The following is a 19,519-nucleotide window of genomic DNA, read 5'->3' as shown; positions in this document are numbered from 1 at the left end:
TCATCAGGCTCTTAAACAAAAATAGTTAAGCGGTCTGCGCCAGATGCGCGTCAATCTTGTTCATGATGGCGTCAGCGCGTTTCACCGCATCACTGATGTTGACGCGAACAATAGTTTTGCCCGCAAAACGTTCCTCAAACTTGATACCGATATCTTTGGTCAGAATAACCATATCTGCCGCCACAACATCTGCCGCAGTCAGTTCGTTTTCCACACCTATCGAGCCTTGCGTCTCTACCTTTACGTCCCAACCCTTCGCTTTCGCGGCACTTTCCAGCGCTTCTGCCGCCATATAGGTGTGCGCAACGCCTGATGGACATGCTGTTACTGCGATAATTTTAGTCATGGTTTATTCCTCGCTTAATTCATTTCAAAATCTAAATCCAGGTCGTCTTCTTTCTCGTCAACCTGAGAGACTTTCTTACGCGCCAGACTTTTCAGTACGTTAACGCACAGAGCAGTCACGACGGCTCCAACGGCGACGGCGGCGATATAACCCAGCTTGCCTTCCACAACCGGCAGAACAATCAACCCGCCCCAACCGGCATAACACTGTGCGCCGAACAGCGCAGCCGTTACCGCGCCACAGGCGGAACCAATCATGATGGAGGGGATCACGCGCAACGGGTCAGCGGCGGCAAATGGGATCGCGCCTTCGGTTACGCCGACGCAGCCCATCACCAGCGCGGCCTTCCCGGCTTCACGCTCTTCAGTAGAGAAGTTTTTACGCCCAATCAGCGTCGCCAGCCCTAAGCCCAGCGGCGGCACGCAGATGGCAACGGCGGCAATCGCGACCACGGTATAAACACCCTGCGCCACGCAAATCAGCATGAAGGCGTAGGCAACTTTGTTGATCGGCCCCCCCATATCGAAGGCCAGCATCAGCCCCATGACAACCGCCAGCAGCACGATGCTTCCCTGCTGCATGCCCTGTAACCAATGCGTCAGGCTGGCCGTTAACGCGCCAACCGGCTCGCCTAATCCCCACATCATGATGCCTGCGGTAATAAAGGTGCCGACGATGGGGATAACGAAAATGGGCATTACCGAACGAAGCACCTTATGTACGGGAATCTTCTTTAGATAATGGACAACTATGCCGCCAATAATCCCGGCGATCAGCGCGCCAAAGAAACCGGCACCGAAGCTGTTACCCACCCAAGCCGCGATGGCACAAGGAGCAAGCGCAGAGCGCTCGGCGATGGAATAGCCGATATAGGCGGCGAGGAAAGGCACCATCAGAGTCAGTCCGGCAACGCCAATATCAAATAGCTTCTTGAGATTGGGGTCGGTCGCAGCATCCGGCACAGCACCTTTGCCATACAGCATGACGGAAACCGCCAATAAAATTCCGCCCGCCACTACAAAGGGGATCATATGCGAAACGCCGGTCATTAAATGCTGACGGGTGTTTTTCAGGATCTGCACCAACTCTTTCATAAGTCGCTCCCGGGCTGTTAAAAGCCCATGTCCATAACATTGTTGTGGCAAACAATAGGCAATCCGGGACGATGCAGACAGTGGATAAAAAGGCCATTTACTGGACTTTTGTAATGTCACTGCAAAAATGCGATCCGCCTCATAACTTATGAACCTTCCCAAAATTTCCACGCTAAGCTGACTTGTGAAGCATCTCTCACTTTGAAACTTACATTACATTTGTCCAGCTTTTGGCAGATTTGTCACATGGCACGCGCGGGCATTGCCCTTTTATCCTGTAAACAAGGAACCTTTATGGGAGAGAGGCCATGGCCCTGATTGTGGAATTTACCTGTGAGCTACCGAATGGCGTACATGCACGCCCGGCAAGCCACGTTGAAACACTGTGCAATACGTTTACCTCGCATATTGAGTGGCATAACCTGCGCTCTGACCGTAAGGGCAACGCCAAAAGCGCGCTGGCGCTGATTGGCACCGACACGCTGACGGGCGACAACTGCCAGTTGCTGATTTCCGGCGCGGATGAGCAGGTTGCGCACCAGCGTCTGAGCCAGTGGTTGCGAGAGGAGTTTCCGCTGTGCGACGCTCCGCTGGCGGAGGTCAAAAACAACGAAATGGAGCCGCTTCCGGCTTCGCTCACCAACCTGAATCCGCAGTTATTCCGCGCCCGTGCTGTTTGCAACGGCTGCGCAGGCGGCGTGCTGACGCAGCTCTCTTCTCTCGATCTCAACGCGCTCGGAGAACTTCCCGCCACCAAAGGCCCGGAAGCAGAGCAGTCTGCACTGGATGACGGCTTAATACTGTTGATAAAAAACATCGAGTTTCGTTTACTGGACAGCGACGGCGCCACCAGCGCGATTCTGGAAGCACACCGCTCACTGGCGGGCGATACATCCTTACGCCAACACCTGCTGGCGGGTGTCTCGCAGGGGTTGAGCTGCGCTGAGGCTATTACTGAAAGCGCGAATCACTTCTGCGAAGAATTTGCCCGATCCAGCAGCAGCTATCTGCAGGAACGGGCGCTGGACGTGCGCGACGTCTGCTTCCAGTTGCTTCAACTGATTTACGGCGAGCAGCGCTTCCCGGCACCCGGCAAACTGACGCAGCCAACGGTCTGTATGGCTGACGAACTCACCCCAAGCCAGTTTCTTGAACTGGATAAAACGTTCCTCAAAGGCTTGCTGTTAAAAAGCGGCGGCAACACATCTCATACCGTTATTCTCGCCCGTTCATTTAACATCCCGACGCTGGTTGGCGTGGAGGTCGAGGCGTTAACCCCATGGTTAAACCAGACCGTTTATATTGATGGTAATGCAGGCGCGGTGATGGTGGCACCAGATGAGGCGGTGGCGCGTTATTATCAGCAGGAAGCCCGCGTACAGGACGCGCTGCGCGAACAACAGCGGATCTGGCTAACGCAGGAAGCGCGCACCGCAGATGGAATTCGCATGGAAGTCGCCGCCAACATCGCTCATTCGGTGGAAGCGCAGGCGGCTTTTGGCAACGGCGCGGAAGCGGTCGGCCTGTTTCGCACAGAAATGCTGTATATGGACAGAACCAGCGCCCCCGGCGAGAGCGAACTGTACAATATCTTTTGCCAGGCGCTGGAATCCGCAGCGGGTCGCAGCATTATTGTGCGCACCATGGATATCGGCGGTGATAAACCCGTTGATTATCTGAACATTCCTGCCGAAGCCAACCCGTTCCTTGGCTATCGCGCCGTACGTATCTATGAAGAATACGTCGCCCTGTTTACCACCCAACTGCGGGCGATCCTCCGCGCGTCAGCGCACGGTAGCCTGAAAATCATGATCCCGATGATCTCGTCGATGGAAGAGATCCTGTGGGTGAAAGAGAAACTGGCTGAAGCCAAACAGCAGTTGCGTAATGAACACGTCCCGTTTGATGAGAAGATCCCGTTCGGCATCATGCTGGAAGTCCCGTCGGTGATGTTCATCATCGACCAGTGCTGTGAGGAGATTGATTTCTTTAGTATTGGTAGCAATGACCTGACCCAGTATCTGCTGGCGGTCGATCGCGACAACGCCAAAGTCACCCGTCACTACAACAGCCTCAACCCTGCTTTCCTGCGCGCGCTGGATTTCGCGGTTCAGGCAGTACATCGCCAGGGTAAATGGATTGGTCTGTGCGGTGAACTGGGGGCGAAAGGCTCCATCCTGCCGCTGCTGGTTGGTCTGGGGCTGGATGAGATTAGCATGAGCGCCCCGTCAATTCCCGCCGCCAAAGCGCGGATGGCACAACTCGACAGCCGCGCCTGCCGCCAGTTACTGAATCAGTCGATGGCCTGTCGCACCTCGCTGGAAGTGGAGCATCTGCTGGCGCAGTTTCGCATGGCCCAGCAGGATGCCCCACTGGTCACCGCCCAGTGCATCACGCTTGATAGCGACTGGCGCAGTAAAGAGGAGGTCATCAAAGGGATGACCGACAACCTGTTGCTGGCAGGTCGCTGCCGCTACCCGCGTAAGCTGGAGGCCGACCTGTGGGCACGCGAGGCGGTATTTTCTACCGGGCTGGGATTTAGTTTCGCCATCCCGCACAGCAAATCTGAACATATTGAGCAGTCGACCATCAGCGTGGCGAGGCTGAAAGCCCCAGTACGCTGGGGCGATGACGATGCGCAATTCATCATCATGCTGACGCTCAACAAACACGCCGCGGGCGACCAGCATATGCGTATTTTCTCGCGTCTGGCGCGCCGCATTATGCACGAAGAATTCCGCAATGCGCTGGTTAACGCTGTTTCTGCCGAGGCGATTGCCAGCCTGCTGCAACATGAACTTGAACTGTAAAGGAAAGGCTATGGAACTGTATCTGGATACCGCCAACGTGGCGGAAGTCGAACGTCTGGCACGTATTTTCCCAATTGCTGGCGTCACCACTAATCCGAGCATTGTGGCAGCAAGTAAAGAGTCCATCTGGGATGTACTGCCCCGCCTGCAAAAAGCCATCGGCGAAGAAGGCATTCTGTTTGCTCAGACCATGGGCCGCGATGCGCAGAGTATGGTGGAGGAAGCCAAACGCCTGAGTAATGCCGTACCGGGCATCGTGGTAAAAATTCCGGTCACTGCAGAAGGTCTGGCCGCTATCAAGCAGTTGAAAAAAGAAGGGATCACTACGCTTGGCACCGCCGTGTACAGCGCATCTCAAGGTCTGCTGGCGGCGTTGGCGGGCGCGAAATATGTGGCGCCATATGTGAACCGCGTTGACGCCCAGGGCGGCGACGGTATCCGTACGGTACAGGAACTGCAAACGTTACTGGAGCTGCATGCGCCGAACAGCATGGTGCTGGCGGCCAGCTTTAAAACCCCGCGTCAGGCGCTGGATTGCTTGTTGGCAGGATGTGAAGCAATCACCCTGCCATTAGACGTAGCGCAACAAATGCTCAACACCCCTGCGGTAGAGTCAGCTATAGAGAAGTTTGAACAGGACTGGAACAACGCATTTGGTCGTATCACTCTTTAAGGAGATAACGTATGGATCGCATTATTCAATCACCGGGTAAATACATCCAGGGTGCCGATGTTATTACTCGTCTTGGCAGCTACCTCAAACCACTGGCTGAACGCTGGCTGGTCGTGGGGGACAAATTTGTTTTAGGCTTTGCGCAGCCCGCTCTGGAAAAAAGCTTCCATGATGCAGGCCTGGCACTGGAAATCGCACCATTTGGCGGTGAATGTTCACAAAATGAAATCGACCGTCTGCGCGGCGTGGCAGAAAAAGCACAGTGTGGCGCAGTACTCGGTATTGGCGGCGGTAAAACGCTGGATACCGCCAAAGCGCTGGCGCATTTTATGGGCGTACCCGTCGCCATTGCACCAACCATCGCGTCTACCGACGCACCGTGCAGCGCGCTGTCCGTTATTTATACCGATGCGGGCGAATTCGATCGCTATCTGCTGCTACCGAACAACCCGGACAGGGTTATTGTTGACACCAAAATTGTCGCGGGCGCACCAGCGCGTCTGTTAGCTGCGGGCATCGGCGATGCGCTGGCAACCTGGTTTGAAGCACGCGCCTGTTCACGCAGCGGTGCAACGACTATGGCGGGTGGTCAATGTACTCAGGCTGCACTTGCACTGGCTGAACTGTGCTACAACACGCTGATTGAAGAAGGTGAAAAAGCGATGCTGGCCGCCGAGCAGCATGTGGTCACTCCGGCGCTGGAACGCATCATTGAAGCCAACACCTATCTGAGCGGCGTCGGTTTTGAAAGCGGTGGTCTGGCAGCCGCGCACGCTATCCATAACGGCCTGACGGCAATTCCGGACGCACATCACTACTATCACGGTGAAAAAGTGGCGTTCGGTACGCTGACGCAACTGGTGCTGGAAAACGCGCCGGTCGAAGAAATTGAAACCGTTGCCGCGCTGTGCCATTCCGTGGGTCTGCCAATTACATTGGCACAACTGGATATCAAGCAAGATATCCCGGCGAAAATGCGCACGGTGGCGCAAGCCTCCTGCGCGGAAGGCGAAACCATCCACAACATGCCTGGCGGCGCCACGCCGGATCAGGTTTACGCTGCTCTACTGGTAGCAGACCAGTACGGTCAGCGTTATTTACAAGAGTGGGAATAATCCCCAAATAAAAATCCCCGCAAATGCGGGGATTTTTCATTAAACAATCAGCAAATTACTGCAAGTCGAAACGATCCAGATTCATCACTTTCACCCATGCCGCGACAAAGTCCTTCACGAACTTCTCATGGGCATCGCTGCTGGCATAAACTTCAGCCACTGCGCGCAGTACCGAGTTAGAACCAAACACCAGATCGGCGCGGGTTGCCGTGTATTTCACTTCACCGCTCAGACGGTCACGGCCTTCAAACAGCTCCTGTGACTCATCAACCGCCTTCCATTCGTGACGCATATCCAGCAGATTGACAAAGAAGTCGGTGCTGAGCACGCCCGGACGGTCGGTAAAGACACCGTGCTGGCTGCCATCGAAGTTGGTCCCCAGCACGCGCATGCCGCCCACCAGCACGGTCATTTCCGGCGGGGTTAGCGTCAACTGCTGTGCTTTATCGATCAGCAACGACTCGGTGGTTGAAACATCGGGGCGGGAACGATAATTACGGAACCCGTCGGCAATCGGCTTGAGCAGTTCAAACATCTCAATATCAGTTTGATCCTGACGCGCATCCACGCGGCCCGGAACAAAAGGTACAGTGATGCTGACACCCGCCGCACTTGCCGCTTTCTCCACACCTACGACGCCAGCCAGCACGATAATATCGGCCAACGAGGCGGTATGCGCAGATTTATAAATACCTTCCAGCACCGGCAGAACACGGGCTGCCGTAGCATTCACATCCCAGCCGCGTTGCGGGTCCAGCGCCAGACGCGCCCCGTTAGCACCACCGCGTTTATCACCACCGCGGAACGTTGACGCAGAAGCCCACGCCACCGATACCAGTTCACCGACGGACAGCCCGGAAGCCGCAATGGTCGCCTTCAGGTTAAGAATATCTTCTTCGCTTGGGTTGAAGAATGCGTGCGGCAGCGGATCCTGCCAAATCAGATCTTCCTGCGGGACTTCTGGTCCAATGTAACGTGATTTTGGTCCCATATCCCGGTGCGTCAGTTTAAACCACGCGCGAGCAAAGGCTTCGTTAAACGCCTGCGGATCGTTAAGGAAACGACGGGAGATCTTTTCGAATTCCGGATCAAAACGCAGCGTCAGGTCAGTAACCAGCATTGTCGGCTTACGTTTTTTCTCGGGATCAAACGGATCCGGAATAATTTCTGGCGCATCGACCGCTTCAAACTGGATAGCACCGGCCGGGCTGCGGGTCTGTACCCATTCGTATTTGAACAGGTTCTCGAAGAAATAGTTGCTCCACTGAGTCGGCGTCTGCGTCCAGACCACTTCCAGACCGGAGGTGATATTGTCTGCGCCCACACCACTGCCGTAGCTGCTGGCCCAGCCAAGGCCCTGCGCTTCAATCGGCGCCGATTCTGGATCGGGACCGACGTGTGATGCAGGACCTGCGCCGTGGGTTTTACCCAACGTATGACCGCCGCCAATCAGCGCCACGGTTTCTTCGTCGTTCATTCCCATGTTACCGAAGGTCGCGCGAATCGCTGCTGCCGCAGAAAGGGGTTCGCCGCTATGGTCCGGCCCTTCCGGGTTCACATAGATAAGTCCCATCTCGGTCGCACCCAGCGGGGCTTTCGCCAGCTCTTCCGGGTGACGGTGCGTTAACCAGGCTTTTTCATCACCCCAGTTCACATCAAGATCCGGTTCCCAAACATCTTCACGACCGGCACCAAAACCAAAGGTACGGAAGCCGGAGTTTTCCAGCGCGACGTTACCCGCAAGGATAAACAGGTCGGCCCAGGAAATTTTCTGACCATATTTTTGCTTCACAGGCCACAGCAGACGGCGCGCTTTATCAAGGCTCACGTTGTCCGGCCAGGAGTTCAGTGGTGCAAAACGCTGCTGTCCGCGACCTGCGCCACCGCGCCCATCAATAGAGCGATAGGTCCCAGCGCCGTGCCATGCCATACGGATAAACAAACCGGCATACGTGCCCCAGTCAGCAGGCCACCACGGTTGAGATTCGGACAGAAGGGCTCTGAGATCCCCTTTCAGGGCAGAATAGTCGAGTTTGCTAAATTCTTTGCGGTAGTTGAAGTCCTCACCCAGCGGGTTCGAACGGTTGGAATGTTGATTCAAAAGGTCTACACGGAGTTGATTCGGCCACCAGTCGCGGTTATTTCTTCCTGCTCCCGCGCTGTGATCGGGCCCACCCTGATGGAAAGGACACTTACCGGCAGTTGATGCGTTATGGTTATCGTCGGACATGCTCATCTATATGCTCCCTTTACAGTGTTCTGACTACGATATACACCACCAGAGATAAGATATAGTCGAAATAACCCACAGATTCGATAGCTAATTCCTTTTATATTTTACGTTACAGAGATGTAGATCAAAATGATCAATAAAAAGCCCTCCGTAGAGGGCTGGGGCATCTGTTTAGTTAGGTCTTACACCCAGTGTGTGACAAATAGCGTAGCTCATTTCGGCGCGGTTAAGGGTATAGAAGTGGAAATCTTTCACCCCTTCTCGGCTTAGAATCTTCACCATATCCATGGCAATATTCGCGCCCACCAGCTTGCGGGTTTCCGCGTCATCATCCAGACCATCAAACATTGTCGACATCCACGCCGGAATGCGGACGTTAGTCATGTCGGCAAATTTCTTCGCCTGCTTAAAGTTAGAGACGGGCAGGATACCTGGAATAATTTCCACATCAATTCCCGCGGTCACACAGCGGTCACGAAAACGCAGGTAACTTTCCACATCAAAAAAGAACTGGGTGATTGCGCGGTTCGCGCCAGCATCAACTTTACGCTTCAGGTTGAGCAGATCGGCCTGGGCGCTTTTGGCTTCTGGATGCACTTCCGGATAGGCCGCAACAGAGATATCAAAGTCTGCCACTTCTTTGAGTAACCCAACCAGATCGGTGGCGTACATATCCGGCTTTCCGCCGCCTGGCGGCAGGTCACCGCGCAGGGCAACAATATGGCGAATGCCGTTGTTCCAGTAATCCTGAGCGATAGTACGCAGTTCATCGCGGGTCGCATCAATACAGGTCAGGTGCGGGGCCGCTTCAAGGCCGGTACGATCCTTAATCCCTTTAATGATGCTGTGCGTGCGGTCGCGCTCACCGGAATTTGCGCCGTAGGTCACGGAGACAAACTTTGGCTTCAGACTGCTCAGACGATCGATTGAGTTCCACAGTGTTTGCTCCATTTCACTGGTGCGCGGCGGGAAAAACTCGAACGAAACGTTAATCTGACCCTGGACTTCAGCCAGGCTCTGATTCAGGGCTTCCCGCTGGTTGGCGTGAAAAAAGCTCATACCTTACCTCATCAATCTTTTGTCGTTATATGTTGTGTTGTGAACTGCTATACGTTTAGACGTCTAGATGTAAAAATGACGGAAAAGCGCAGTAACGTCAACATAAAAATCATCGTTAAAGGTGAGGAATACTCAGTCAACGTGAAAAAAATTCACATCAACCTGAAATGGTGAGGGATTGCGTCACGACCGTCTGCAGCCATTCTAATTTTGTTACGTTCTCAGGCAGCATCAGCAACCCTATGCTAATACGCAATTCGGTATCGGTAAGCGGAAGGAATATCACTCCCTGACGCTGGATAGCGGAAAATGAAGCCGGAAGTAAACTCAGACCGTCACCCTGCGCGATCCGCGCCAGCAGCACGTCATGTTCCAGCGGCTCTTCAATATAAGCAGGAGAGTAACCAGCACGACGAAAAATGTGTCGGGTGTAATCAAAAAAGGCGGGATTACGCTCGCGTTTGAACCAGAACAGTGGCCGGTGGTTCAGCGCCGTTAACGAGACAGAAGGCTGCTCCGCTTCTGGCCAGAGCGCGGGTAAGACGGCAATCATCGATTCTTGCCAGCCGAGCGGTGCGACGCTAAGTCCCGTGGTCTCAAGAGGTAGCGCCACCAGTGCAGCATCAAGCTTTCCCCGACGAACCTGGCGCGCCAGTTCAGGCGAACCATGACGGACAATATGTAGCTTCTGTACACGTGTATTAAGCTGTGACTCAAGCGCAGCAAAAACCCCCTGCTCAAACGCGGTAGTCAATCCAAATCGTAGCGACTGTGTACCGGTTTGCCCAAGCTTGCTCAATGCCGCATAGGTTTCATCCTGCTGTGCCAGCAGCGGACGGATAAGCTCCAGTACGCGCCCCCCTTCCTCCGTGAGTGTCAACCCCTTGGTATGACGGACAAAAAGCGTTACCCCCAGGCGTTCTTCGAGCTGGCGAATATGGCGACTCAGCGGTGGCTGCGACATAAACAAGCGCTGCGCCGCGCGGCTCATGTTGTTCTCTTGTGCCACCACGGCAAAGTAACGCAGCAGGCGAATATCCAGTGAGTGAAGCGGAGAGGTAGTCATACCGAAAAGGTATCACAGAGTCGGTATTATCCCAATTATTCTGCCCGCTCTATCCTCACGCCATACACCACACAAATGAGGAAGAAATGATGCCTTCAGAACGCTTTATTACAGGTCAGGAGATGTTGCAAAAAGTGGATGGTAAAGGGGGCGAGGCCGTCGTCGAGAGCCTGAAAGATATTGCACCTGACTTCGCCCGCTACCTGCTGGAATTTCCTTTTGGCGACATCTATTCAAGACCGGGGCTGGATTTACGCAGCAGAGAAATTGCTACCGTTGCGGCATTAACGGCGCTGGGTAACGCCGCACCACAGTTGAAAGTGCATATTGGCGCGGCATTACACGTTGGTTTAACGCAGGATGAGATCGTTGAAGTGATTATGCAAATGGCTGTATATGCAGGTTTTCCCGCTGCACTGAATGGGTTGTTCGCCGCAAAAGAGGTGTTTGCCTCTCACAAGGGTTAAAACAACAGGCCAGCAGATACTCTGCTGGCCTGAACTCGTTACTTTTTCATATCTTCCACACGCATGCCTTTCAGTTGCTCATCCGTAAGCGTGTTCCCCACTTTGAAATAATCAACGACGGCATTAGAGACGTAGTAACCACCGGATGTATTTCGCGCTTTACCTTCGGTAAATGCCGTAAAACCATCACCGCCATCTGCCAGGAAGCTATTGGTAGCAATATGATAAACCGCGGAGTCCTCAATTGGCTTACCGTTAAGCGTCAAGACGGTGACCCGCTGACCGGCCGGTTTGCTGCTGTCGTACTTCATCTCCAGCCCTTTGGACACCTGCAGTACACCGTTACTTAATCCCGCGCCGTGCTCCATCAAACTACGCAACTGCTTACCGGTGAGATCCATCGTAGCCAGCTCATTCGGGAACGGGAAGGTGCTAATGACGGCCCCCATGGTGATAGCGCCCGCCGGAATTTCATTACGGATGCCGCCTGAATTCGTCAGCGCTAATTGAGTATCTTTACCCGCTGCCGCCAACAGTGCATCTGCCGCCAGATTCCCCAACGAAGAGGACTCCCCGTAAGCACGCGTCAACTCAACCGGTGAGTTTGCGACCGTTTGCTGCACGACCTTGTCGAGCTGTTTATTCCAGCCATCAATGACCTGTTTAGTCTGCGGGTCTGGCTGCCACTCATCAGCAAAAATGGTCTTCAGCTCGAAGTTTTTCACGGTAAATCGGTGAGGTTTATCCTGATAATCCAGCACCAGTTTACCCACATCAATACCACCGCTGTCGGTAGAGAGGATCAGGGTATTACCCACCTTAATCGGCTCCGGCGTCCCAACATGCGCATGCCCGGTAATAAGGATGTCCAGCCCATGCACCTGACCTGCAGTCTGGATGTCTTTATCCAGCGCACGGCGTACATCGGTCCCCCCAATACTAGACTGACGCGCTGGCGTGCCTTCATGGATCAGCGCCACGGTCAGATCAACTTTGCCTTTTAGCTCATCGATATAGCGCTGCAGCCACTTCACTTCATTCCGTGCTTCGATACCTACACGCGTCGCAGCAGAAACCGTATCGTCAAAGGCAAACACGCCGTGCAGACCAATCACGCCAATCTTCACGCCATCTTTTTCAATAATGGTGTAAGGCTTGTCCCAGAACATTTTGCTGCTGTTCTGGTAAAAGATATTGCCCTGCACGATCGGAAACTTTGCCTGACTCAGCTGCAGCAGCGTATTGTCCCAACCGTGATCGAATTCATGATTGCCCATGGTGACAGCGTCAAAATTCATGGTGTTCATGATATCGATAATCGCCTTACCCTTGGTCAGGCTGCTGATATACGGCCCGGTAAAATAATCGCCAGCATCAAAAAACCAGGTGGCACTATTTTTCGCTTTCTCCTGCTTCACCATCGTGGTGATATTGGCCCAACCACCAATATCGCGTGCGCCATTGGCAATCCATGGGACCTTATAAGGTTCGACATGAGCGTGGAGATCGTTGGTATAGATAATCGTGACATCTTTGGCACTAGCCCAGAACGGCAGTGATACCAAAACGCCAGCAGCAAGCATTTTTAACTTCATAATCAATCCCTTTCAGTCATATAAAGAGATGCTACGTTACGTTCTGAAAGGTATTTTTATGTGAGAAAACTCACATCCAGCTGTGATAGTTGCAGTCCAAAATCAGCAACCATTAAAAATCGTTGGTAGCGCGATGACATCTCTGTTCACCATCAATTGCTGCAAGTCTTTTGGTTGTCAAAACCTGGGGTTGGCGAGCTCACCTGACTACAACTGGCCAGATTATCGACTGGGGTATGCCGCACTGCACTGCCGGGCATGTGGAAGTTATCCTCCACTGTTTGACACTGAACAATTTCACGCCTGGTTATCCGCATATTTGACCCATTTTGCCGTAAATAGTGGGTTTTTCTGCCCTGTTTGCTATCAGAAAGAGACCATACGTTATGGTCATAACCCACGAGGTACCCAGCGCGTTCAGTGTCGGAGCTGTAAAAAGGTCTGGACCCCAGGACAGTCGTCGCTGAACGTCATCAGCCCGCCAGAGCAAATCGCGACGGTCCCTCTTATAGTGCCATTTCAGGGTGCAAGCGCCGATCAGCAACTCTACGTATTACTCAGTTTTGACGCCCTGCGCGGAAATATTCTGCATATTTCCAGTAATTTCACGCCTCATCATGTTGGCGCGTCATTACGTTACCGATGGCGCGGCATCGGTGAGGCAACAGAGATTCAGGACGATATGATTCAACGCGTGAGTCAGCGAGAAACCCAGTTTTTGCGCCGCAGCCAGTTTGACGAAATTCAGTACGGCAGCGCGATGCTCAAACGTAACGCCAGCGGCGCTATTTTACGTCCGGTAATTGCTGCACACGGGCATTTCCGCATACTGAGTCACCTCTGGCCACAGGTAAAAACACACATTATCTCTCACGAATGCTTTCTGCGCGGCGCGACAATCACCGCCTGGGCCGAATTGTTTCGCAATCGTCACGCCTCGCTGTGGTTTATAGATGAAGAGATAAATGACAGTAAATGCACATTACCCTGGCAACTACGGGGCAAAACGGATCAGGGATGGTGGCAGAACCAATGGCAGATTTTGGAGCAAGGCTGCAATCGTAAAATGGTATGTCTGCTAACAGAGGGGCACGTTGAAACAGGGACATCAATAACGCTGGCGGCAAGCCGCCATTTTATCGTCTGGTTGCGGCAACAGACGGAATTTCGGGATAGCGCCCGTTACTCTGCTCATTATGTGTTTCAGGCGATAAGAGCACTGGCGGGGAAATACAACGACCTCATAGCCCGGCAGCAACTTGCCGGGCGGTGATGCTTACGCATCTTATCCGGCCTACGGATCGTGTAGGCCGGATAATAAATTTCAACAACGTTACAGCAACTGCGCCAGACGGTTGATATCGGACTGAATAGCCCCGGCGGTGACGTCACGACCGGCACCTGGCCCACGGATCACCAGCGGGTTATCGCGGTACCAGCGGCTTTCAATGGCGAACACGTTATCGCACGGCAGCAGCGCCGCCAGCGGATGCTCAGGACGGACCGCTTCTACGCCAACGCGTGCTTTACCGTTAGCATCGAATCGCGCCACATAGCGCAATACCAGCCCCATTTCACGGGCGGCCTCCAGACGCTGAACCATCTGCTCATTCAGCTCATCGCCATTTTCAAAGAAATGGTCAATGGAGCCTTCTTCACAGTGCGCAGGCACCAGTGACTCCACGCGTACCTGGTCCGGTTCGATGTCATATCCCGCCTCACGCGCCAGAATCACCAGTTTACGCATCACATCTTTGCCAGAGAGATCCACGCGCGGGTCAGGTTCGGTCAGCCCCTGCTGCCACGCCTGATCCACCAGATCGGTAAACGGAACAGAACCATCAAATTGCAGGAATAACCACGACAGCGTGCCGGAGAAGATCCCGCTGATCGACAAAATAGTGTCTCCGCTGTCAATCAGATCACGCACCGTGTGGTTGATCGGCAAACCTGCGCCCACGGTGGCGTTATACAGCCAGTGGCGACCAGTTTTCTCAAAGGCGTCGTGGATTTGGCGATACTTATTACTGGTGCTTGCTCCCGCCAGTTTATTGGCGCTAATCACGTGAAAACCGTGGCTGGCGAAATCCAGATACTGATCCGCCAGTTGCTCGCTGGCGGTGACGTCCAGCACCACTAAATCGTCATACGGATGAGCGCGCATCCACAAAAACAGGGATTCTTCATCCTGCTCCACCGCTTCGTCATCAAAGAAGGCTAGCGCGCGGCTGGCATCCAGCCCTTCGTAGTTCAGCAAGCTACGGCGGCTATCCACCACGCCTGCCAGCACAAATTCAAAACCGGTACGCGCAGAAAGCGTACTCTGCTCGCGGGCAAACAGCTCCAGCCAACGCGAACCGATATTTCCCTTACCAAACAGCACCAGACCGATGCGTTTTTCAGCACGGAAGATTGACTGATGCAAACCCTGGATCAGGCTTTCGGTCGGGCCAGTACGCAGCACGGCAACCAGGCTAATGCCCTCTTCCGACTGCCAGGTGAACTCAACCGGCTGGCCCTTCAGTTGTTGCCAGAAACGGTGGCAGTGCAGTGGGTTACGCGTCACGCCAGCACCGACCATCGCTACCAGCGCCAAACCCTGACGCAAACGCAACTCGCCCGGCAAACCTGCTTCATCAAGAATTTTCAGCGCGCCGTCGGCAACTTCGGAGGTGTAGCAAAATTGCAGCAACTGGCGATCGGGGTGCACACCTACCGCCAGCGGACGCACCTGGGCACGCTTCAGGATCTGATCGATATCCTTATGCGCCAGCTTAAAGTCCTGGCTGGCAGGAACCATGAACTCAATCAGGCAGACGTCGTCGTGGCTGGTTACAATACGCGCCCCGGTACCGGAAGCCAGTACGCGTTCAATGCGCGTCGACCCCTGATCCGGCGTGTAGCTACAGCGCAACTGGAGGTCGATATCGCTGCCAGAAACCGGCTGTAAAGTGCGGGCATGCAGAACCGGAGCCGCCAGACGCGCCAGTTCACTGGCTTCATCAAGGCGCAGCAGCGGCAGCAGGCACGCATCTTTCACTTTACGCGGGTCAGCGCTGTATACCCCGGCCACGTCGCTCCAGATAGTCACGCGGGAAACACCCGCCAACGCGCCAACCTGGGTCGCCGAGTAGTCAGAGCCGTTACGCCCTAATAGCACCGTTTCGCCCGCATTGCTGCGGCTAATGAAGCCAGTCACCACCAGACGTTTACCCGGATGCTGTGCCAGCAACTGTTGCAGTAAGGGATATGAAAGGCCCTCATCCACTTGCGGTTGAGCGCCGCGTTCCGCGCGCAAAAACTCGCGCGCATCCAGCCAGGTCGATTCCAGACCCTGCTGGTTAAGGACGGCAGACATCAGACGCGCCGACCACACTTCACCATGCCCTACCACTTCGGCGTAGACCGCATCGTTGACGCCGCTGTCGAGCAAGCCGGCCAGGCGCTCCAGATCGTTGATAAATGCGCCTACCAGCCCATCGGCTACCTCTGGCGGTAACAGACCACTAATCAGCTCGCTTTGATAGCGACGCAACGCCTGCTGAACCTGATGCGCAGAGAGACGATCGGTCTGACTTAATTTCAGCCAGCTAATCAACTGGTTAGTGGTACTGCCCGCAGCGGAAACAACCATCATGTCGTCAGGCTGCGAGTACTCCGCCATAATACCTGCGACACGCAAATAACATTTCACGTCTGCCAGACTGCTACCACCAAATTTGTGCAGTTGACGACCCTTCGCCCCTGCCTGCGCAATCACACTCATGTTTACCCCTTGTTTGCAGCCCGGAAGCCATTTTCCAGGTCGGCAATTAAATCTTCGCCATCTTCAATACCGGTGGAGATACGCAGCAGCGTCTCAGAAATGCCGGCAGCAGCACGCGCTTCTGGCGCCATCCCCGCGTGTGTCATGGTCGCGGCGTGGGAGATCAGGCTTTCAACGCCCCCTAATGATTCCGCCAGCGTAAACAATGATAACCCGCCAAGGAAGTTGCGCAGCGTTTGCTCATCGCCATCCAGTTCAAAACTCAACATCGCGCCGAAGCCTTTTTGCTGGCGCGCGGCAATCTCATGCCCTTGATTATCCGGCAGTGACGGGTGATACAGTTTTTTCACCAGCGGCTGGGTTTGCAAAAAGTCGACAATCGCCTGAGCGTTACGTTGTGCCACCTCCATACGGGGTGACAGAGTACGCAGGCCACGCAACAGCAGATAACTATCAAACGCGCCGCCGGTGACGCCAATATTATTCGCCCACCATGCCAGCTCAGTAACCGTTTCCGGATCTTTTGCAATCACCACGCCAGCCACCACGTCTGAGTGACCGTTTAAATATTTCGTGCATGAATGCAACACCAGATCGGCGCCCAATGCCAGTGGATTTTGCAGTGCCGGGCTTAAAAAAGTGTTGTCGACAACACTGACCGCGCCAGCCTCACGCGTCAGCTGGCAGATTTTCGCAATATCGACCACGCGTAACAGCGGATTGCTTGGGCTTTCCACCAGCACCAGCTTCGGTTTCTCCGCCAATGCGGCTTTCAGCGCTTCTTCATTACCCTGATCGACAAACAGCACGCGATAACAGCCACGTTTTGCCAGACTGTCAAACAGACGGTAGCTGCCGCCGTAGCAGTCGTGCGGCGCAACCAGCAGATCGCCCGGCTTGAGGAACACCGTGGTCACCAGAAGAATCGCCGACATGCCGGTATTGGTCAGCACCGCGCCCGCACCGCCTTCCAGTTCCGCCAGCGCACGCTGAACGACGTCACGCGTCGGGTTACCGCGGCGCGAATAGTCATGGGCACGAGGTTCGTTGAAACCGGTGAAATTATAAGTACTGGAAAGGTGAATCGGTGGGACAACGCAACCGTACTGCTCGTCGTCATTTAACCCGCTACGCACTGCGATGGTGGCCTGTTTACGCGTCATATTGAGGAGATCCTGGCTGAGCTGGTGAATAGTCAGACCCCAGAGTAATCATTGTTACAATAGCCGTCAATACATCTGGACATCTAAACTTCTTTGCGTATAGATTGAGCAAACTCGAAATAGCCGTTAAAATTATATGCATTAGCGTACATCCGCGTCGGCTAACTTCGTGTCAGGGCCGCGCCACTACGATAAACTACGCACAATTATGGTCCGGGCTCAGGTTCTGGCCTCAATTTTAATGACAAAGAGGATTAAGTATCTCATGGCTGAATGGAGCGGCGAATATATCAGCCCATACGCTGAGCACGGTAAGAAGAGTGAGCAAGTCAAAAAAATTACGGTTTCCATTCCTCTGAAGGTGTTAAAGATCCTTACCGATGAACGCACGCGTCGTCAGGTGAACAACCTGCGCCACGCCACCAACAGCGAACTGCTGTGTGAAGCGTTTCTGCATGCCTTTACCGGGCAACCGTTACCTAACGATGACGACCTGCGTAAAGAACGCAGCGATGAAATCCCGGAAGAAGCCAAGGTAATCATGCGTGAACTGGGCATCGACCCGGAGACGTGGGAGTACTGATAGCTAAAACGGCGACTGACGTTTAGAAAGATGAGAAGAGGCGGGATAGTTCCCACCTCTTCTCACAGTGTTACTTACTAATACCATTGAATTTATTCAGCGTTTCTTCCATTTTGAGCGTTTCTTTACGGTTCAACGGATAGAAATAAATCAGAATGACTGCCGCCAAAAACAGGCATAAAGCCGGCAGGAGATTCGCCATCGTATAAATATTTTCCTGCACGATGCTGGTTTGCACAGCGCCGCCCGTTGACGAAGATTGATAACCAATAATCGCCAGCATAAACCCGCCAATAGCCCCTGCGCACGCCTGACCAATTTTGCGGGCAAAGAAGTTTACGCCATAAACGGTGCCATCCTCACGGTCACCGGTAACATACTGGTGGTAGTCACACACATCGGTCATAAACGCCCAGATCATCAGGTTGAATAATCCCGCCCCCAGCGTCGCCAGGAAAAGGAACACCAGATAGACTTTCGCGTCGGTAATGTGGACAAAGTACATAATCAGATACATCGCTACCGCGAAGAGCAACGCCCCTACGCTGGCCTCTTTTTTACCAAACCGCTTCGTGAGCCAGGAGGCCGACGGCGCCAGCAAAATCAGGGAGCCAAAGGTAAACAACAGCGCGACAGACATGGCCTCCTTATTGTGGAAATAGTCATTAAACAGGTAGGTCATGTTGGTGCCAGAAAGCCCCTGATTAATCACAATAAGCAGATCCACAACCACTAACACAATCAGCGCTTTATTGCGCAGCAGCCCCTTCAGCAACACCGAAACGGGCATGCTCTCTTTTTTCTCCACACGCACGCGCTCGGTAGTTAGCTGACAGGTCAATGTTAAAAAGATAAAACCCAGCACTGCACAACCAATGGAAATCCAGAAGAAATGCTGCCCGGAGATCACCTGACTGCCATCCACCAGGGTGGTGTACATCAGGATAGGAATAAAGAATCCGGTTGCCCCGCCGCCAATTGCTGACCCGACGCTACGGTAGGTTGAGAGGGATACGCGATCTTCCGGGTTAGAGCTAATCGCCGCAGACATAGCGCCATAAGGAATACTCACGGTCGATAGCAGTGAACCGTAAATAAAATAGGAGCAGCAGATGTAGATAATTTTCGCTGTATAAGAGAAATCATTTACAAACGGCAGGAACAGGACAACCGCAATGATGCAGAACGGATACTTCATGCGCCGCACCCAGGGGTTAAAACGCCCATGGACCGTCAGTTTTGACGTATCACATAAGCGCCCTACGCCAACGTCAACAAACGCATCAAAGAGTTTGGTCACAAAATAGAGTGAGCCAACAATGACGCCGGAAACACCGAGTACGTTGGTGTAATAAATCATTAAAAAACTATTGACCAACCCAAGAATAAAACAGGTTCCCAGGTCACCACACAAATAACCAATTTTATCTCTGAATCCAAAAGGTCTGACAGCAATACCTTTATTGCTTCCGATCATAGTTCCATCATTAGACATGATGCCAACTCCTTAGACACATTACTCACGCAAATTATGCTTACGTAATAAACC

Annotated in this window: 15 protein-coding genes; 6 read left to right on the top strand and 9 right to left on the bottom strand. The window is 53.6% G+C overall.

The window, feature by feature from the left end; genetic code table 11:
* Positions 1–25: 25 nt before the first annotated feature.
* A complete protein-coding gene (locus JQ822_RS21130) occupies positions 26–346 on the bottom strand; it encodes a PTS fructose-like transporter subunit IIB (protein WP_213135103.1) in 321 nt (106 codons plus the stop codon).
* A gap of 14 nt (positions 347–360) precedes the next feature.
* The gene (locus JQ822_RS21125) at positions 361–1,440 is read right to left on the bottom strand and encodes a PTS fructose transporter subunit EIIC (RefSeq protein ID WP_213135102.1); all 1,080 of its coding nucleotides are present in this window, start codon (positions 1,438–1,440) and stop codon (positions 361–363) included.
* A gap of 308 nt (positions 1,441–1,748) precedes the next feature.
* Between JQ822_RS21125 and ptsP the strand changes: the two genes are divergently transcribed.
* Genes ptsP through gldA form a run of 3 tightly spaced genes read left to right on the top strand, consistent with a single transcriptional unit; the run spans position 1,749 to position 6,038 of the window.
* Positions 1,749–4,250 carry a phosphoenolpyruvate--protein phosphotransferase gene (gene ptsP / locus JQ822_RS21120; protein WP_213135101.1) on the top strand — a complete coding sequence of 834 codons (2,502 nt, stop codon included), beginning with the start codon at positions 1,749–1,751 and terminating at the stop codon, positions 4,248–4,250.
* Positions 4,251–4,260: 10 nt separating this feature from the next.
* Positions 4,261–4,923, top strand: coding sequence for a fructose-6-phosphate aldolase (gene fsa, locus JQ822_RS21115; protein WP_213135100.1), 663 nt, complete (start codon positions 4,261–4,263; stop codon positions 4,921–4,923).
* Between the two features lie 11 nt (positions 4,924–4,934).
* Positions 4,935–6,038: a bifunctional L-1,2-propanediol dehydrogenase/glycerol dehydrogenase gene (gldA, locus tag JQ822_RS21110; protein WP_213135099.1), complete on the top strand. Its 1,104-nt coding sequence runs from the start codon at positions 4,935–4,937 to the stop codon at positions 6,036–6,038.
* Between the two features lie 55 nt (positions 6,039–6,093).
* On the opposite strand, the gene katG is transcribed toward gldA, so the two are convergent.
* The 3 genes from katG to JQ822_RS21095 form a co-directional block, all read right to left on the bottom strand.
* Positions 6,094–8,274 (bottom strand): catalase/peroxidase HPI, encoded by a 2,181-nt coding sequence (gene katG / locus JQ822_RS21105; RefSeq protein WP_213135098.1) that lies wholly within the window; start codon positions 8,272–8,274, stop codon positions 6,094–6,096.
* A 168-nt stretch (positions 8,275–8,442) separates the two neighbouring features.
* Positions 8,443–9,330, bottom strand: a complete 888-nt coding sequence (gene metF, locus JQ822_RS21100; RefSeq protein WP_213135097.1) for a methylenetetrahydrofolate reductase — start codon at positions 9,328–9,330, stop codon at positions 8,443–8,445.
* A gap of 157 nt (positions 9,331–9,487) precedes the next feature.
* Positions 9,488–10,396 carry a LysR family transcriptional regulator gene (locus JQ822_RS21095; protein WP_213135096.1) on the bottom strand — a complete coding sequence of 303 codons (909 nt, stop codon included), beginning with the start codon at positions 10,394–10,396 and terminating at the stop codon, positions 9,488–9,490.
* An 89-nt stretch (positions 10,397–10,485) separates the two neighbouring features.
* On the opposite strand from JQ822_RS21095, the gene JQ822_RS21090 reads away from it, so the two are divergent.
* Positions 10,486–10,863: a carboxymuconolactone decarboxylase family protein gene (locus JQ822_RS21090; RefSeq protein ID WP_213135121.1), complete on the top strand. Its 378-nt coding sequence runs from the start codon at positions 10,486–10,488 to the stop codon at positions 10,861–10,863.
* Positions 10,864–10,901: 38 nt separating this feature from the next.
* Here the strand turns inward: JQ822_RS21090 and JQ822_RS21085 are convergent, their stop codons facing one another.
* Positions 10,902–12,458, bottom strand: coding sequence for a bifunctional metallophosphatase/5'-nucleotidase (locus JQ822_RS21085; protein WP_213135095.1), 1,557 nt, complete (start codon positions 12,456–12,458; stop codon positions 10,902–10,904).
* Between the two features lie 133 nt (positions 12,459–12,591).
* Here JQ822_RS21085 and JQ822_RS21080 point away from each other — a divergent pair, with 133 nt between their 5' ends.
* On the top strand, positions 12,592–13,731 hold the full coding sequence (locus JQ822_RS21080) for an IS1/IS1595 family N-terminal zinc-binding domain-containing protein (RefSeq protein ID WP_213135094.1): 1,140 nt from the start codon (positions 12,592–12,594) through the stop codon (positions 13,729–13,731).
* 60 nt (positions 13,732–13,791) lie between these two features.
* On the opposite strand, the gene metL is transcribed toward JQ822_RS21080, so the two are convergent.
* Complete coding sequence (gene metL, locus JQ822_RS21075) at positions 13,792–16,224, bottom strand: bifunctional aspartate kinase/homoserine dehydrogenase II (RefSeq protein WP_213135093.1); 2,433 nt, start codon at positions 16,222–16,224, stop codon at positions 13,792–13,794.
* Between the two features lie 2 nt (positions 16,225–16,226).
* Positions 16,227–17,387, bottom strand: a complete 1,161-nt coding sequence (gene metB / locus JQ822_RS21070) for a cystathionine gamma-synthase (RefSeq protein ID WP_213135092.1) — start codon at positions 17,385–17,387, stop codon at positions 16,227–16,229.
* A 265-nt stretch (positions 17,388–17,652) separates the two neighbouring features.
* On the opposite strand from metB, the gene metJ reads away from it, so the two are divergent.
* Complete coding sequence (metJ, locus tag JQ822_RS21065) at positions 17,653–17,970, top strand: met regulon transcriptional regulator MetJ (protein ID WP_003862042.1); 318 nt, start codon at positions 17,653–17,655, stop codon at positions 17,968–17,970.
* Positions 17,971–18,040: 70 nt separating this feature from the next.
* On the opposite strand, the gene JQ822_RS21060 is transcribed toward metJ, so the two are convergent.
* Positions 18,041–19,465 (bottom strand): MFS transporter, encoded by a 1,425-nt coding sequence (locus JQ822_RS21060; protein WP_213135091.1) that lies wholly within the window; start codon positions 19,463–19,465, stop codon positions 18,041–18,043.
* Between the last annotated feature and the right edge of the window lie 54 nt (positions 19,466–19,519).

It is taken from the genome of Citrobacter sp. FP75 (assembly GCF_018342065.1).
In the GTDB taxonomy this organism is placed as follows: domain Bacteria; phylum Pseudomonadota; class Gammaproteobacteria; order Enterobacterales; family Enterobacteriaceae; genus Citrobacter.
The sequence above is the reverse complement of the archived record's forward strand: the minus strand, read 5'-3'. Positions and strand labels throughout refer to the sequence as shown.